Annotated in this window: 16 protein-coding genes (1 of these 16 cut by a window edge); 7 read left to right on the forward strand and 9 right to left on the reverse strand. The window is 36.9% G+C overall.

The window, feature by feature from the left end; all coding sequences use genetic code 11:
* Nucleotides 1-71: 71 nt before the first annotated feature.
* Nucleotides 72-1490 (reverse strand): pyruvate kinase, encoded by a 1419-nt coding sequence (gene pyk / locus STA7437_RS01825; protein WP_015191664.1) that lies wholly within the window; start codon nucleotides 1488-1490, stop codon nucleotides 72-74.
* 517 nt (nucleotides 1491-2007) lie between these two features.
* Here pyk and STA7437_RS01830 point away from each other — a divergent pair.
* Nucleotides 2008-2187: a hypothetical protein gene (locus STA7437_RS01830; protein WP_015191665.1), complete on the forward strand. Its 180-nt coding sequence runs from the start codon at nucleotides 2008-2010 to the stop codon at nucleotides 2185-2187.
* Nucleotides 2188-2193: 6 nt separating this feature from the next.
* Here STA7437_RS01830 and mltG read toward each other — a convergent pair whose 3' ends face one another.
* The 5 genes from mltG to rimI all read right to left on the reverse strand — a co-directional run bounded on the left by mltG (nucleotide 2194) and on the right by rimI (nucleotide 8510).
* Nucleotides 2194-3246 carry an endolytic transglycosylase MltG gene (gene mltG, locus STA7437_RS01835; protein ID WP_041619088.1) on the reverse strand — a complete coding sequence of 351 codons (1053 nt, stop codon included), beginning with the start codon at nucleotides 3244-3246 and terminating at the stop codon, nucleotides 2194-2196.
* 29 nt (nucleotides 3247-3275) lie between these two features.
* On the reverse strand, nucleotides 3276-3854 hold the full coding sequence (locus STA7437_RS01840; protein WP_015191667.1) for a DUF3727 domain-containing protein: 579 nt from the start codon (nucleotides 3852-3854) through the stop codon (nucleotides 3276-3278).
* Nucleotides 3855-4039: 185 nt separating this feature from the next.
* Nucleotides 4040-4861 carry a 5'/3'-nucleotidase SurE gene (surE, locus tag STA7437_RS01845; protein WP_015191668.1) on the reverse strand — a complete coding sequence of 274 codons (822 nt, stop codon included), beginning with the start codon at nucleotides 4859-4861 and terminating at the stop codon, nucleotides 4040-4042.
* Between the two features lie 439 nt (nucleotides 4862-5300).
* Complete coding sequence (locus STA7437_RS01850; RefSeq protein ID WP_015191669.1) at nucleotides 5301-7769, reverse strand: ATP-dependent Clp protease ATP-binding subunit; 2469 nt, start codon at nucleotides 7767-7769, stop codon at nucleotides 5301-5303.
* Nucleotides 7770-7886: 117 nt separating this feature from the next.
* Nucleotides 7887-8510: a ribosomal protein S18-alanine N-acetyltransferase gene (rimI, locus tag STA7437_RS01855; protein ID WP_015191670.1), complete on the reverse strand. Its 624-nt coding sequence runs from the start codon at nucleotides 8508-8510 to the stop codon at nucleotides 7887-7889.
* A 94-nt stretch (nucleotides 8511-8604) separates the two neighbouring features.
* Here rimI and lysA point away from each other — a divergent pair, with 94 nt between their 5' ends.
* Both lysA and cdaA read left to right on the forward strand, forming a co-directional pair.
* The gene (gene lysA, locus STA7437_RS01860; RefSeq protein ID WP_015191671.1) at nucleotides 8605-10023 is read left to right on the forward strand and encodes a diaminopimelate decarboxylase; all 1419 of its coding nucleotides are present in this window, start codon (nucleotides 8605-8607) and stop codon (nucleotides 10021-10023) included.
* A 113-nt stretch (nucleotides 10024-10136) separates the two neighbouring features.
* Complete coding sequence (gene cdaA, locus STA7437_RS01865; RefSeq protein WP_015191672.1) at nucleotides 10137-11054, forward strand: diadenylate cyclase CdaA; 918 nt, start codon at nucleotides 10137-10139, stop codon at nucleotides 11052-11054.
* 16 nt (nucleotides 11055-11070) lie between these two features.
* Here the strand turns inward: cdaA and STA7437_RS01870 are convergent, their stop codons facing one another.
* Complete coding sequence (locus tag STA7437_RS01870; protein ID WP_015191673.1) at nucleotides 11071-11343, reverse strand: DUF3143 domain-containing protein; 273 nt, start codon at nucleotides 11341-11343, stop codon at nucleotides 11071-11073.
* 38 nt (nucleotides 11344-11381) lie between these two features.
* The gene (locus tag STA7437_RS01875; RefSeq protein ID WP_015191674.1) at nucleotides 11382-11858 is read right to left on the reverse strand and encodes a J domain-containing protein; all 477 of its coding nucleotides are present in this window, start codon (nucleotides 11856-11858) and stop codon (nucleotides 11382-11384) included.
* A gap of 134 nt (nucleotides 11859-11992) precedes the next feature.
* Here STA7437_RS01875 and STA7437_RS01880 point away from each other — a divergent pair, with 134 nt between their 5' ends.
* Complete coding sequence (locus tag STA7437_RS01880; RefSeq protein WP_015191675.1) at nucleotides 11993-12595, forward strand: thylakoid membrane photosystem I accumulation factor; 603 nt, start codon at nucleotides 11993-11995, stop codon at nucleotides 12593-12595.
* Nucleotides 12596-12646: 51 nt separating this feature from the next.
* On the forward strand, nucleotides 12647-12787 hold the full coding sequence (locus STA7437_RS26410) for a hypothetical protein (protein WP_171815430.1): 141 nt from the start codon (nucleotides 12647-12649) through the stop codon (nucleotides 12785-12787).
* Nucleotides 12788-12798: 11 nt separating this feature from the next.
* Here the strand turns inward: STA7437_RS26410 and STA7437_RS01885 are convergent, their stop codons facing one another.
* On the reverse strand, nucleotides 12799-13287 hold the full coding sequence (locus STA7437_RS01885; protein ID WP_015191676.1) for a GNAT family N-acetyltransferase: 489 nt from the start codon (nucleotides 13285-13287) through the stop codon (nucleotides 12799-12801).
* Nucleotides 13288-13392: 105 nt separating this feature from the next.
* On the opposite strand from STA7437_RS01885, the gene STA7437_RS01890 reads away from it, so the two are divergent.
* Nucleotides 13393-14664, forward strand: coding sequence for a glycoside hydrolase family 10 protein (locus STA7437_RS01890; protein ID WP_015191677.1), 1272 nt, complete (start codon nucleotides 13393-13395; stop codon nucleotides 14662-14664).
* Nucleotides 14657-15720, forward strand: partial view of a cyclic nucleotide-binding domain-containing protein gene (locus tag STA7437_RS01895; RefSeq protein WP_015191678.1) — the 5' portion only. The gene runs 412 nt beyond the window's last position; the window shows 1064 of its 1476 coding nt (coding positions 1-1064); the start codon lies at nucleotides 14657-14659; its stop codon lies off the right edge, out of view. The genes STA7437_RS01890 and STA7437_RS01895 overlap by 8 nt, the downstream gene beginning before the upstream one ends.

Consider the following 15720-nt stretch of genomic DNA (forward strand, 5'->3'; position numbering starts at 1 on the left):
ATTTGTTGCATTCGTCTTACTAGTCATAAGGCAGGAGGCAGAAAATTTAAAATTTTATTACCTATTAGTAATTATTTAATAGTATGAATCTTGAGAAAATTAGTACCTCCAGCAATCTGGGTTGGAATACCACCCATAATCAAAATGTGATCGCCTGTTACAACTAAATTCCGTTGCAGCAACAGAGTTTCAGCTTGGGTAACCAATTCTTCAAACGTAATCACTTCGCGATCTAATAAAATTGGTTTCACTCCCCAAATTAAATTGAGACGATGATAAACCTCAAGATTAGGAGTAAAAGCAACTACGGGTGATTGGGGTCGTTCTCCAGAAGCAAGTAAAGCTGTATAACCACTACTGGTAAAAGTTACAATACAACGTAAATTTAAAATAGAATCGATCGCATTTAGTGCTTCACTTAAAGCATGAGTTTCATCATTACCAGCAGGAGGATTGTTAACAAAGTTAATTTCTGGTTCAACATCGGTTGCAATTCGCGCTAACATTTGTACTGCTTTAATCGGATAATTGCCTACTGCCGACTCTCCAGACAACATGACTGCATCTGTACCATCAATAATCGCATTGGCCACATCACTAGCTTCAGCGCGAGTAGGATAGGGATTGTTAATCATGCTTTCCAGCATCTGAGTAGCAGTAATAACAGGAATATTTCTTAAATTACATTGACGAATAATTTCTTTTTGCAGCATCGGTACTCTTTCAGGACGCATTTCTACGCCTAAGTCTCCTCGCGCTACCATTAAACCATCGCATTGATCGAGAATTTCTTTTAAGTTGGCAATGGCTTGAGGTTTTTCTATTTTGGCAATGACTGGAAGATCTGACCCTTTTGCTGTTAATAATTGTTTGAGAGTTTTAAGATCTTCTGCACGACGCACAAAACTTAAAGCAACAATATCTATTCCTTGAGAAATTCCAAATTCTAAATCTTGTTCGTCTTTTTCTGTCAAAGATGGTAACTTAAGGGTAAGATTGGGCAGATTTACCCCTTTACGACTTTTAAGTTGACCTCCTTCTACTACCTGACATTTAACTATACTTCCTTCAATAGATACGATAGTTAATTCCAATAAACCGTCATCGAGTAAAATTTTTGCGCCTATTTCTGCTTCTTCTGCTAAATAAGGATAATCTATCGGAACAGTATCAGGTTGAGAATTAAATGCAAAAAGAGGAACTAAATCTATCGTAGCTCCTTTTTCTAAAGCGATCGCGTTATTGGGTAAATAACCAACTCGAATTTTTGGTCCTTGTAAATCCTGTAATAAAGTAATTGGCGTATCTAAATCTTCTGCTACCGAACGCAATAAATGAACTGTTTTGGCATGATCCTCATAAGTACCGTGAGAAAAGTTTAATCTTGCTACACTCATCCCAGCTTCAATCATTTGTTTGATTATTTCTGGAGAGTTACTAGCTGGCCCAATGGTCGCAACAATTTTAGTACGATGATTGAGAGAAATCATAGTTTAATAGCAATTTGATTGATAATACAGTAGTAAAAATTTCTTAATCTGAAATAAAATATTAACTGGGTTAGAACAATAGGAAAATTTTTTGTTCTCGCATTGTAATTATTCAATTTGTCATTTTATATACATCTTTCAGCAATTTTGCTTTAACTGTGAGTATATACTTAATTTTCCTAAGATTTGATATATTTTAGCTTTTAATAATAAGTTCCTATCTAAAATTAATTGTTCTTTGATTAAAATTTTAGAACCGAGAAGAGGTAACAAAAAGTTATCTAGCTCAGTAGTAAATATATATACAAATAATTTTGTTTTACCTACTTAACTAAATTATTCATTATTTAAAAAATTACCTTGTCAAAAAAATATTAAATTATCTAAAAAAGTAATGAATTAGATTGAAGATTTTTTTATATTTAGTTTATAAACTGGTTAATTGCTAACTAAAAAATTGCCAATTAAAAATGTTTCTTAAGGTCAAAATTTACAAGTTTTTTTAACTAAGCAACCAATGAATAACTCTTCTACTTCTTGTTTGACTGACGAAGAATGGTTTAACCAAGGTAAAGCAGATGCCTGGGCGAAAAAACCCAAACAACCACCCGAACACGATCCGCAAGCTGCCAGTATGTATGATTTAGGATATAGCGAGGGAGAAATTGAGCGATCGCCTTATGAGCGAGGAGTTTAATTAATCCTAAAGTTGATTTTGTCTTTGACGACGAATTTGTTTAGTAGCAGCCTCATGTTCGGCTAAAGTTTTACTAAAAACATGAGTACCATCGTAACGAGCTACAAAATATAAATACTCAGTACTTTCAGGTTTCAGAGTAGCTTCCAAACTAGCAATTCCTGGACTAGCAATCGGGGTTGGCGGTAAACCAGCATTAATATAAGTATTATAAGGAGAAGGAGTTGCTACTTCGGCAAAGGTAAGGGGACGATCCGCAGTTTGTTTAATTCCCAAACCATATTCAACTGTAGGATCTGAACCCAATGTCATGCCACGTTTTAGCCTTTGAGTAAACACACCAGCAATTAAACCACGTTCGTCTTTGACTACTGCTTCTTTTTCCACAATACTGGCAAGAGTGACCCACTCTAATAAACTAAGATTGGTTTGTTTTTTATTTTCTTGATAGACAGGCAGGGCAATTTGTTGAAATTGATTTAACATTACCTCAATAATATCTTGAGGATTACCAATGCGATCGCTACTAATTTTATAAGTATCGGGATACAAAAATCCTTCTAGATGAGGTAAATTTGGAGGTAACCAAGGATATTTATCTGTCGGAATTTTACTAGCAGCAGCGACAAAATCTTCCGCACTAAAATAACCAACCGATTCAAAATATTGAGCCATTTGTTGAATTGACCAACCTTCAGGAATGGTAAACTTAGTTTGCATCAATTCGCCACGCCAGATTTTTTCTGCGATCGCAGGTAGGTTATCTTGAGGAGAAAGTAAATAAGTACCTGCTTTAAAACCACCAGTCGGATCTTGTTTTTGTTGCCACCACACCCATAATTTCCAAGCTTCTGACGATTTAATCAAACCAGCTTGTATTAACTGTTGACCGATTTGTTGTCCAGCAGTACCTGGAGAAACAGTAAACTGAATTGGTTCAAGAGAAGAATTATTTTGTTGTTGGGTTGCGCTTGGAGCAATCTGCGATCGCCACCACAACCATCCTAGTCCAATTCCAATCCCAGTTACTAAAATTAATAACCCAAGGATTGAAGAAATTTTAGTTTTTTTTTAGGATATTTCATCATTTACTCTGGTTCATCTGCTAATAATTCTTCCAGAATTGGTTGAAACTCTTCGGCATCTGGAGAAACTAATTCTAATTCATTGTCCAGATTGTATCTTGCAAAAAACAATAAAGGTGTTAAGGGAGTATAAATAGAATATTTTTGCTCGGCATGATAAAAGCTCGCTAAAAACTGTAACTCCTCTGGTTCTAGCTGACTATCTTCTTCTTCAAGATTCAAAGTTAAAATTTGTTCTTCATCAATAGGAGGTAATTCTCCCGTCGCAGTAAGAGTATAGGCTGTATGTTTAAGAGTAAGATTTTGTTCAGCTAGCACTGCTTTGGCATCAGCAAAAATGGCTTCAATTTCTTCTCCATCTTCGATCATCTCTGCTTCGACTAAATCTTCTTCTTCCTCTTCTTCATCCCAACTCATCATAACAATTGGAATATCTACAGGCATTAAAAGTAAATAAGTCATGCCCTCGTATTCAAGATATTGTTCAATATAACAAAGCAAAGTACGTCCGTCTGAATCAATCAGAGTGACTAATTCTTCTTCATACTGCTCGTGTTCTTTTTCAAATTTAGACGAAGACATGATTTAAAGATTTAATAGGTTCTAATCGAGATTGGTTAAACTAACAACTCTTCAATGAGAGTCTAAATATTTTTACCACAGAAAGTGATCATCCCAGGCACTTCCTTTCTAGGTAATGTATTGATGACTGTAAACAACAGAATATCATTTTACGGCTTCACGACGTTGAAGCAGATCTCTTTGTTTCAGTATGGTTCGGAAAACCAATTAAGATTGTAAAGATGTTGAACAATCATGCTATCGGTGAGGTTATATCGCAGAGGAGTGATGGTGATATAGCGATCGCGAATTGCTTGAACATCAGTCATAATATGAGGAGGTAAACTGCTATCTTCTGGCTGTTCAATATCTTCAATAATTTCTCCTACTAACCAATAATAATTTTTGCCACGAGGATCGAGTCTTTTTTCAAATTTCTCAATATAACGACGTAAACCTTGACGAGTCACCATAACTCCCGCCAACTCTGTTTCTGCTACAGCAGGAATATTAATACTAAGTAAAGTAGCTTGAGGTAATCGATCTATTGCTAGTCGTTGAAGCAACTTTAGAGCAAAGTTTGCTGCTGGTTGAAATTGATGACTAGTAAAACTAACTAAACTGAATGCAAGACTAGGAATACCTTCCAATGTTCCTTCCATCGCTGCTGAAACAGTTCCCGAATATAATACATCAGTACCTAAATTAGGCCCGTGATTAATTCCAGAAAGAACAAAATCGGGACGACTATCCAACACAGCACTAAGAGCAAATTTAACACAATCAGCAGGAGTACCCGAACAAGACCAAGCAATTACGTTTTCATGAAAGATTGAATTAACTGGTTCTGCACGAATTGGTTGATGTAAAGTAAGTCCGTGTCCCGTCGCCGAACGTTCTCTATCTGGACAAACTACCGTAATTTTATGACCTGCTGCTGCTAAAGTATTGGCAAGAGTACGAACACCAAGGGCAAATATTCCATCATCATTACTAATTAATATTTTTAAAGGTTGATTGAGCGTCATTAGATAAATTTTATGATTGATTCAAAAATAACAATTAGCAAATAACCAATAATGAATAACTAATTATTAATGTTTATTTTAATTCGTCAAGTTAAATTATCAAATTTATATATAGAACCGATTCTTACAACAAAAATTATTTTACTCAAACTTCCCAACCATCCGCGATCGCATTTTAGCTAACGTTTCTCACATTAATATCAGTTACCAGTTATAAAGTAGCAAGTTACCAATTAAAACAATTAACAATTAACATTTATTTGAGTTATTTAATAAAAACAACTTTTCACTAAGTCTCTTGTTAAAGAATAAGAAATGGTATTATTTATGTTTATTAAACTGAACATTTTTCAAATAATAAAAAAGGTAGAGAATTTGAGCTTCCCTACCATTAAATTTTTAACTTGTTTTGGTGAATTTACAAGCGTAGCTTAATTACCTAAGAAGAAGGTAATAATTCCTGTTCTTTTGCTTGAGGAATAATTTTAACCTTGCCTTCTGAGTCAATATCTACTTGTGCCGTATCACCTTCTCCTAAACGACCAGAAAGAATTTCTTCAGCAAGTACATCTTCCAACAGGCGCATAATAGCTCGACGAAGAGGACGCGCACCATAAGAAGGATTGTAACCTTCTTCTACTAAACGCTCCTTGAATTTCTCCGTCACTTCCAAAGTAATATCTTGTTCTGTTAGACGAGTAAATACTTCCTTGAGTAGAAGCTCGGAAATTTCTTTGACTTCATCCTTACTCAATTGACGGAAGACAATGATTTCATCCAAGCGGTTAAGGAATTCTGGACGGAAGTAGTTCTTCAATTCCTCATTAACTAAAGAACGAATACGATTGTATTGAGATTCGGCTTGGTCATCGGCAAACTCAAATCCTAAACCACCACCACCTTTCTCAATTACTTTAGAACCGATGTTGGAAGTCAGAATAATCAGTGTATTCTTGAAATCTACCGTTCTGCCCTTAGCATCAGTCAGGCGACCATCTTCTAGAATTTGTAACAGCATATTGAAGATGTCTGGGTGTGCTTTCTCAATCTCATCAAATAGCACGACTGTATAAGGACGACGGCGAACAGCTTCAGTTAACTGACCGCCTTCGTTGTAACCTACATATCCAGGAGGAGAACCAATCAGCTTAGAAACAGTATGACGTTCCATATACTCCGACATATCCAGTCGGATCATGGCTTCTTCCGAACCAAAGAAATAGGTAGCTAAGGCTTTAGTTAACTCTGTTTTACCAACGCCTGTAGGACCAGAGAAGACAAAGCTCGCAATCGGACGGTTGGGATTTTTTAGACCAACTCTAGCCCGACGAATGGCTCTCGAAATAGCTTTCACCGCATCTTCTTGACCAATAATACGCTGATGCAAAGTATCTTCCATGTGCAACAGCTTTTCAGATTCCGATTCGGTAATCTTGTTAACTGGTACACCAGTCCAAGAAGCGACAATGTGAGCGATTTCTTCCGCATCAACTACAGGAGAATCATCCCCCCCATCTTCTTCAGTTTTCTTATTCGAGGCGATCGAACGAATTTCTTCTTTGATTTCCATTTCGCGATCGCGTAATTCCCCTGCCCGGTCAAAATCTTGCGCTCGAACTGCATCGTCTTTTTGTTTGAGAACTTCGCGCAATTCCTTATCCAGTTCCTTAGCAGCCGGGGGAAGTTGAGAATTAATCAAACGAACACGAGAACCAGCCTCATCAATCAAATCAATCGCTTTATCAGGTAAATAGCGATCGCTGATGTAACGGTCAGATAGTTTAGCTGCTGCTTCTAAAGCCTCATCTAAAATTTTCAATTTATGGTGTTGTTCGTAACGTTCGCGCAAACCGTACAGAATTTCAATTGTTTCATCTACGGTTGGTTCACCTACCATCACAGGTTGAAAACGACGTTCCAGGGCTGCATCTCGTTCGATATGCTTACGGTATTCATCAAGGGTCGTTGCACCAATACACTGCAACTCACCTCTAGCCAAAGCTGGTTTCAAGATATTAGCTGCGTCGATTGCTCCTTCGGCTGCACCAGCACCAATTAAAGTATGAACCTCGTCGATTACCAGAATCACATTTCCAGCCTGACGAATTTCATCCATAATCTTCTTGAGTCGTTCCTCAAACTCACCTCGATATTTAGTACCTGCTACCAACAAGCCAATATCGAGAGTAACCACACGTTTGTCTTCGAGAATATCTGGAACATCTTTGTTTGCAATCCGTTGGGCTAAACCTTCCGCGATCGCAGTTTTACCTACTCCAGGTTCACCGATTAAAACAGGATTATTTTTGGTTCGACGACCCAAAATCTGGATCACTCGCTCGATTTCCTTTTGTCTACCAACTACAGGATCGAGTTTACCTTCCGATGCCATTTGAGTCAGATTAGAACCAAATTCATCGAGGGTCGGAGTTTTATTTCTTCCCTGAGTACCAGAACCTGCTGCTACCTCGGCAGTTTCGCCAAGCATTCTAATCACCTGAGTGCGAACCTTCGATAAATCCACACCCAGATTTTCCAATACCCTAGCAGCCACACCTTCCCCTTCCCGAATCAAACCGAGTAGAAGGTGTTCTGTACCGATGTAATTGTGTCCTAATTGACGAGCTTCTTCTAGAGAAAGTTCAAGAACTCTTTTGGCTCTGGGAGTGAAAGGAATTTCCACCGCCACAAAACCCGAACCGCGACCAATAATTTTTTCAACTTCAATCCGAGCGTCTTTCAGGTTAACGCCCATAGATTTAAGAACTTTGGCAGCGACTCCAGTTCCTTCACCGATTAAACCGAGAAGAATCTGCTCTGTGCCTACGAAATTATGTCCCAGACGGCGTGCTTCCTCCTGGGCTAACATAATCACTTTAATAGCTTTTTCTGTGAAGCGTTCAAACATGACCTATATCCATCACCTGCTGCTTGCCCGTGTATGCTGATTTTAGCACAGCAGAAAGATATGGCTGTTTTATCTAAGACAGCTTTAGCAAAAAATTTATAGTTTATTTTCTTAACTTTAATTTTTCTGCTCAATTAATACATATTCACCAGCTAAACGATTAGATATTTCTGTTTTCCAGTTAGCTAAATCATTTTTAAATTGTTGTTCAGCTAGTCCTCCACGCCAAAAGATTAGAGCATCTTCTCCAGTTTTTGCATAATATTTTTTACGTCTACCAGCAAGACGGAAGCCAAACTTTTCATATAAGTTAATCGCAGCTTGATTACTAGCTCTAACTTCCAAAGTTGCCCTTTCTAGTTTACGCTCAATTGCCTGTTGAAGCAAAGCATAAAGTAATAATTTTCCTAGTCCTTGCCTTTGATAATTTGGCTTAACACCAAGAAGAGTAATATGAGCTTCTTCTAGAATTGCCCAAAAACAACCGATGCCAATCAGTTGGGGATTGTTGTTTGGCTTAATTAAGTTTAATGAATGATTGCTTGGTGCAATAACCTGAGTTGAATCACCGTTAGATTCTTGTAGTTCTTTGACCACAAGAGTTAATAAACTGCTATTGGGGCTATCTATTTCTCTTTGATAACCTTCTTTACTCCACAACCCCCCAAAGCATAATTGGTCAATTTCAATAATTTCTGTTAATTGTTGCTCTTTTGCTGAATTAATTATCAAAAATTTCACAATATCTAATTGTAAACTAATTAAAGACAGACTTTTTATGTCTCAAGATTGACCTTAAATAAATTAAATCAGTCGACTAAAAACAAATTAGATTATGCTATCAACCGATTCCAGCTTACAAAATTCTGGACACAAATATTTACCAAATATCACAGACTTCAATCATCCACCTTCTCCTAATCAAGAATTATTACCTCTAACTGCTAAAGTTAATAGCAATGACTGTCTAGAAATTGGTGGTTGCGATCTAACTGAGTTAGTCAAGCAATATGGCTCTCCACTTTATGTTGTCGACGAATTTACTCTTAGAACAGCGTGTCGTCAGTATCGAAATAGTTTTCTTAAATATTATTCTGGAGAATCTCAAGTTATCTATGCTTCTAAAGCCTGGAGTTGTCTAGCTATTTGTCGTATTGTTGACAGCGAAGGTTTAGGTTTTGATGTTGTTTCTGGTGGCGAACTATTTACTACTTTAAAAGCTGGGGTAAAAGGCAATAAAATTTACTTTCACGGTAATAATAAGTCAATTGAAGAATTAAAATTTGCAATTGAAAGTGATTGTACAATTATTATTGATAATTGGTTAGAATTGACTCATTTAGCCGAAATATCTGCTCAAAACTCCCAAAAATCAGTTAGAGTCATGCTTCGTTTGACCCCTGGGATTGAATGTCATACCCATGAATATATTCGTACTGGTCATTTGGATAGTAAATTTGGTTTTGACCCCAATCAAATTCCTGAAGTATTGAGCTATGTAAGTCAAAAACCGAGTTTAAACTGTGTTGGTTTGCACGCTCATATTGGCTCTCAGATTTTTGAGCGTCAACCTCATCAAGATTTGGCAGAAGTTTTAGTAGAATGGCTGCAAAAGGCCCAAGAATATGGTTTACCAATCCAAGAATTAAATGTCGGTGGTGGTTTAGGAATTTGTTATACCGAAGCTGATGATCCACCAACCATTGCTGAATGGGTTCAAGCTGTTGCAAGTGCTATAGAATCAGCTTGTCATAATCGTCAACTACCTTTACCAAAATTAATTGCTGAACCAGGGCGATCGCTGGTAGGTTCGGCTTGTGTTACTGCCTACACCGTTGGTAGTCGCAAAGAAATCCCAGAAATTCGCACTTATATTGCCGTCGATGGTGGAATGTCTGACAATCCTCGTCCCATTACTTATCAATCTGTTTATCGAGCAGTAATTGCTAATCGAATGTCTGCTAAGTTAACAGAAACAGTCACAGTAGCAGGAAAACATTGCGAATCTGGAGACATAGTAATTAAAGACGCTTTACTGCCAAAAACAGAATCAGGAGATATCTTGGTAGTAACCAGTACTGGGGCATACAATTACAGCATGGCTTCCAATTACAATCGTATTGGTAGACCTGCAGCAATTTTAGTTAATCAAGGAGAAGCTAATCTAATTATTCAACGAGAATCTTATCAAAACTTAATTGCGCAAGATTGTTTGCCTGCTAGATTGATAGATTCCGACAAAAACAAAGATTAGTAGTCAACTAGGCTATCTCCGCTTGAAGTGAACAGAGAAGTGTTATCATTGTTGCCTCTTAATTAATCAACCTTCTTTTCCGCCCACCTTTCGTAGCTAAGTAAATAAAAATAATGCAGTCGTCGGGTTTTTTTCCTGACTTTAATTGGATACCTTCCTGGTTACCCAACAGTATAGACATTGCCCTAGTTCTCGCTCTCAGTTATGCCCTTCTGTTAGTCATTGGCGAGGGAGAGCGTCGTAGTCTCTGGATGGTCAGAGGATTTATTGTACTAATGTTAGCTACAGTAATCAGCAAGAAACTAGGGTTAAGCTTACTGGGTTTTCTTCTAGAAAAGTTAGTTCTAGGGGCTGCCGTAGCTATGGCAGTCATTTTCCAGTCTCAATTCCGCCGTTTCCTCGAACAAATTGGACGAGGGGAATTTTTGGAACTGTTTAAAACTTCGGTCAGACCAATTCCTCAACCAGATAGTGTGATTGACCGAATTGTCGATGCAGTTAAAGACCTCTCTCAAAATCGAACTGGGGCCTTAATTTTGATTGAAACAAGTGGTTCATTGGAAAATGAAGATTTTGTTTCCCCAGGAGTAAATTTGAATGCAGAGGTTTCTAAAGAATTGCTGCAAACTATTTTTCAAACTACGACTTTGTTACACGATGGAGCGGTTTTAATTCGTGGTTCTCGACTCATTGCTGCTGCTGTAATTTTACCTTTGTCAGAAAGAACTGCTTCGAGACAATTGGGAACTCGTCATCGGGCAGCAATGGGAATGACGGAAAGGTCGGAAAACTGTATTTGTGTAGTGGTTTCTGAAGAAACTGGTTCAATTTCTTTAGCAGAAAAGGGAGTTCTCAATCGACCCTTGACGAGTAATAAATTAAAAGAACTATTACAGGCAAAATTTGCTCCTACGGTAGAACGAGATGCAGTTCGTTTGAGTCGTAAACTAGGTTTTCAAAGTCGAATTTTATTAAAGCGTTTGTTTCGTTTATCCTCATCAACTTCTCAAGATAAAAATAAATTAGAATAATTGTTTGATTAGAAGATTAAGGTCCAGAAAAGACTGCCGATTCAATATCTTCACGAGAGAGAGAATATTTGAAAGAGCGAATCAAGTCTTTGCCTCGTTCTCCTTTATCTAGATAGCGCACTATTAATTCTTCGGTTTCTAAACAAATCTCTGCTGTCCAAGTTGCCCGCTCTACATACCAACAATGGAGATTAACATCGTCTTGTTGGCAACCAAGATTACTGAGCCATTGTTCTATTTTTGGTAAAGGATGATTGTATAAAGGGGTATCAGATGAAGGAAGTTCCATTGATAGTTAAAGATACTACTTCTAAACATCAATATAAACTAGAATGCTTCTCCTCGGAGATAGGCGATCGCAATTACTAAGACCAGACAACCAACAAAAGTTAATCCTAGAATAAATAACACAAATATTTCTCCCGAAGATAGGGGACGATCTGTGGGGTCTAAATAGGCGGTTTGTGACCATTTGTTTTCAGGGGATTGTTCCCATTGGGTTGGTGCTTGAATGACATTGATTCGAGAATAACCAATTTTTAAATCATAAAGCGATCGCTTTTCAGGACTACTCAGGGTTGCATAAGCTTCGTTGAGTTGCTGAAATTTGGCTTTGGCTATTTCTGGAGGCAGAATTGTTGTGTCTGGATGATAGGTTTTACTTAGTTTTCGGTAACTTCGTCTGATTTCCAGCATTGAAGCTGAAGGATGCAAATCCAAAAGACTATAGTAAGTGTTAGCTAGCTTGGATTTTAAGGGAATTGATTGAGTTTTGGTTTGGCTAGTTTTACTATTTTGTCTCACCCTGTTTCTGAACAATACTAAAGTTATTGGTTTATTTTATTAATAGTTAGCTAATTTTGATGGTCAGATCAACTAACTTACAGGGGATAATAAACATCTGATCACTAAAATAACTATCGTTAGCTGACTTGAGCATGATTTTTGTTAAATTAAACAATCACTTAAAAGCTTTATTTAAGATCAACTGGAAACAACTATGTCTGTCTAGCTTGATTTGTCTGTTGCTGATTACGAGTAACCTGATTGGCTGGATTTCTCCTGCGATCGCAAGTATTAATGATGATAAATACGAGGGCAATATTTTTGTTTTATTTGCTGGTAATGGTTCTATCGTTCCTCCCCGCTTCGATTTAGCAGAATCTTTGCAAAGAAAAACGCCAACTTTTTTGGTCTATTATCTCGATGACAGTCGTGATTGTAAAGAATTTTCAATTGTAGTGACTCGTTTACACGATTTTTATGGACGTGCAGCTAGTTTTATTCCAGTTAGCGTTGATTCTCTACCTCTAAACTCTCATCCTACTCCCGAAGAGCCTGCTTATTATTATGAAGGAGTAGTTCCTCAAACTGTTTTGCTTGATGGTGATGGCAAAATAGTTTTTAATGGCAAAGGACAAGTGAAGTTTGAAGAAGTGGATGATGTTTTTCGTGACTTATTTGATTTATTACCTCGTTCAGAATCAGTTGAATTAAAACGTCGTTCTTTCAATGAATTTAATTCTGAATTGGTTAATTAATCTGAGTTCGAGTTAAACATTTTGAGATCAAGCTCAATAATATAAAAATGATTGGCTGATGTTTGGCAATTAATTATTCAGTTGCGATCGCTTGATTACGGAATGAACTTGGCTTTTTGCCTGTTTTGTTTTCTGTTTCCAACTATTTTGGGTGACGACATGGCTTTTCGTGATTATTTAACAGATTTTTAAGAGTTAGTTAATTAAATAACATAACGTCCCAAAATAACTAGATCTCTCTCAATCTGATCTATGGTTGCTACTCCAGGAAGATAACCCCATTGTTGAAACTGAAGCTTAGTAAATAAATTTAAACTTGGTTGATTATGAGCAAAAATAAACGCAAGCAGCCTTTTAAGCTTTAATTGAGGACTATGCGCGATCGCTTTTTGTAATAAACTTTGAGCAATTCCTTGGCGTTGATCACAAGGGCTAACATAAATACTAATTTCTGCGGTTGCATGGTAAGCAGGACGACCATAAAATGACTGAAAACTTAGCCAAGCAACCACAATTTGCTCTTTTTCTACTACCCAAATAGGACGATTAGCGTCACGATTGTGAAACCATGCTATGCGACTTTCACTAGTCACAGGCTCAAGATCTGCGGTAGCTAATCGACCAGAAATAGAATCATTATAAATAGTCACAATAGTTGATAAATCAGTTTCGACAGCATCACGAATTAACATAGCGACCAAAATGCATCACAAAATTTACTTTAAACTAACTACTTTCTGCGCAAAGTTATAGTTATAATCGCGGTGTTTAAAATTACCGAGATTGGTGTAAGCAACATGAAATATTCTGTCGGCTGGGTAATTAGTTTCCATGCAGACAAAATCTTAAGGTTAAAGAGAAAATTAATTCATCAGTATTGGTTATTACCTCTCTTTACTTTAAGTTTACTGCTGACGACATTTTTCCCTCTTAGTTCAACTCAAGCTTGTAATTTTAATCAAGCTGCCAGAGAATTAAGAGGAGTTTGGCTAACCAATATAGATAGTGATGTTCTCTTTTCTCCTCAAACCACTACTAAAGCGATCGCTCGTTTAGCTCAATCAAATTTTAATACTCTTTATCCTACCGTTTGGAATTGGGGTTATACTCTTTATCCTTCAGAAGTTGCCCACAAGATAACTGGAGTTTCTCTAGATACTACAGAAGGGTTACAAGGAAGAGACGTACTACAAGAAATCATTCAACAGGGACATCAACAAAAAATGTCCGTTATTCCTTGGTTTGAATTTGGTTTTATGGCACCGGCTGATTCAGAGTTAGCCAAACAACATCCTCAATGGCTTACTCAACGGCATGATGGTAGTACAATTTGGTGGGAAGGCAAAGTTCATCAACGAGTTTGGCTCAATCCTTTAAATCCAGAAGTACAAAAATTTATTACCGATTTAATCGTTGAAATTGTTAGTAATTATGATGTAGATGGTATTCAACTAGATGATCATTTTGGCTATCCTGCCGAGTTTGGCTATGATCCGCTTACTATAAAACTATATCAACAGGAACACGAAGGCAAATCTCCGCCAAACGACCCTACCGATGCAGAATGGATTCGTTGGCGAGCAGATCAAATCACTGCTTATATGAAACAACTGTTTCAAGCAATTAAACAAGCTAATCCTCAGGCAATTGTATCTTTATCTCCTAATCCACAAAAATTTTCTCTTGAATCCTTTTTGTTAGATTGGCATCAATGGGAACAAGCGGGATTAATTGAGGAATTAATCATTCAAGTATATCGTCAAGATTTAGATAGTTTCGTTCGTGAATTAGAACAACCAGAAGTAATTACTGCTAGTAATCATATTCCCGTAAGCATTGGTATTTTATCTGGTTTAAAAGGTCGTTGGGTAAGTCTAGCTCAAATTAAACAACAAGTAGAAGCTACACGCGATCGCAATTTAGCTGGAGTATCCTTTTTCTTTTACGAAAGTCTTTGGAATATGGCTTTAGAAGCACCTGAAACTCGACAAACCCTCTTAAAATCCCTTTTTACCCCTAAACTCGAACGTCCCAGTCTTTTAGATTGTCAGAGCGCAACCAATGGATAGCAAATTAAAATTTCTTACAGATGATGATTATCAGCTATTACTAGAAAAAGCTCAAATCACTACTTATCAAAAAAACACTAACATCTTGGAAGAAGGACATCTTTCTACCGCCATATATATTCTTCGTAAAGGAAGCGCGAGAGTAGAACATTCTTCTTTAGGCAAAGGAGTCGCCATCTCTTTTTTATTTCCTGGAGATATTTTTGGCGAAATGTCTTTCATTGAAGATACTCCTACCAGTGCCACAATTATTGCAGAAGAAGAAGTTGAAGTATTTGTGCTTGAAAATACTACTCTTTATTCTTTACTCGTTTCTATTCCTGGTTTATCGGCTCGTTTTTATCAATCTCTGGCGAACAATTTATCTCATCGTTTGCGAGAAACTTCTTTACTAGTTTCATCTCTTCTGAACAAATTTAACTTTGAAATCGAATCTCAGACTAAAAGAACTGGTTATCCAGGACAAAATAATATTCCAGCAGAATTAATTAGCGAAATAGAATTATTCAAAGATAATTTAGTAGAAATTGAACAATCTTTACGCGCCAAAAAAATAAATTTGGAAGAAGCACAACACTCAATTTCTCATGGTTGTAATCTAATTTTTAGCTCTTTAAGAGAATATATTATTCAAAATCAAGAAATAGAACAAGCGATCGGTACTTATTTTTTTCGAGAAACTTTTTCGATTTTTATGCTTAGTAGTTTAATTGATTCTGGATTTCGTAAACCTCAAAGTTACGCTGGTAATTCTTATATTGATTTTTATTTGATTGAGCTATTATCTCAGAATGAACCAGAAGGAGATGGACATCTAGGAATTTACATAGACCGATGGATTCGTTCGATTCCTTCCTGCCTCGCTTTAAAAAATAGAGGTGCAATTATTTCAGCAACTATTAAAAAACTAGCTTTCAATTGGACTTCTGAAGCTTTGATGCCAATTACCAACCTTGCTAGTGGCTCTGCTAGTGAAATCTTAGATATCTATCTAAACAACGAATCGCCCAATGTCCATGTTACTTGCATCGATATGAATCATCGGTATTTATCATC

It is taken from the genome of Stanieria cyanosphaera PCC 7437 (genome assembly GCF_000317575.1).
Taxonomy (GTDB): Bacteria; Cyanobacteriota; Cyanobacteriia; order Cyanobacteriales; family Xenococcaceae; genus Stanieria; species Stanieria cyanosphaera.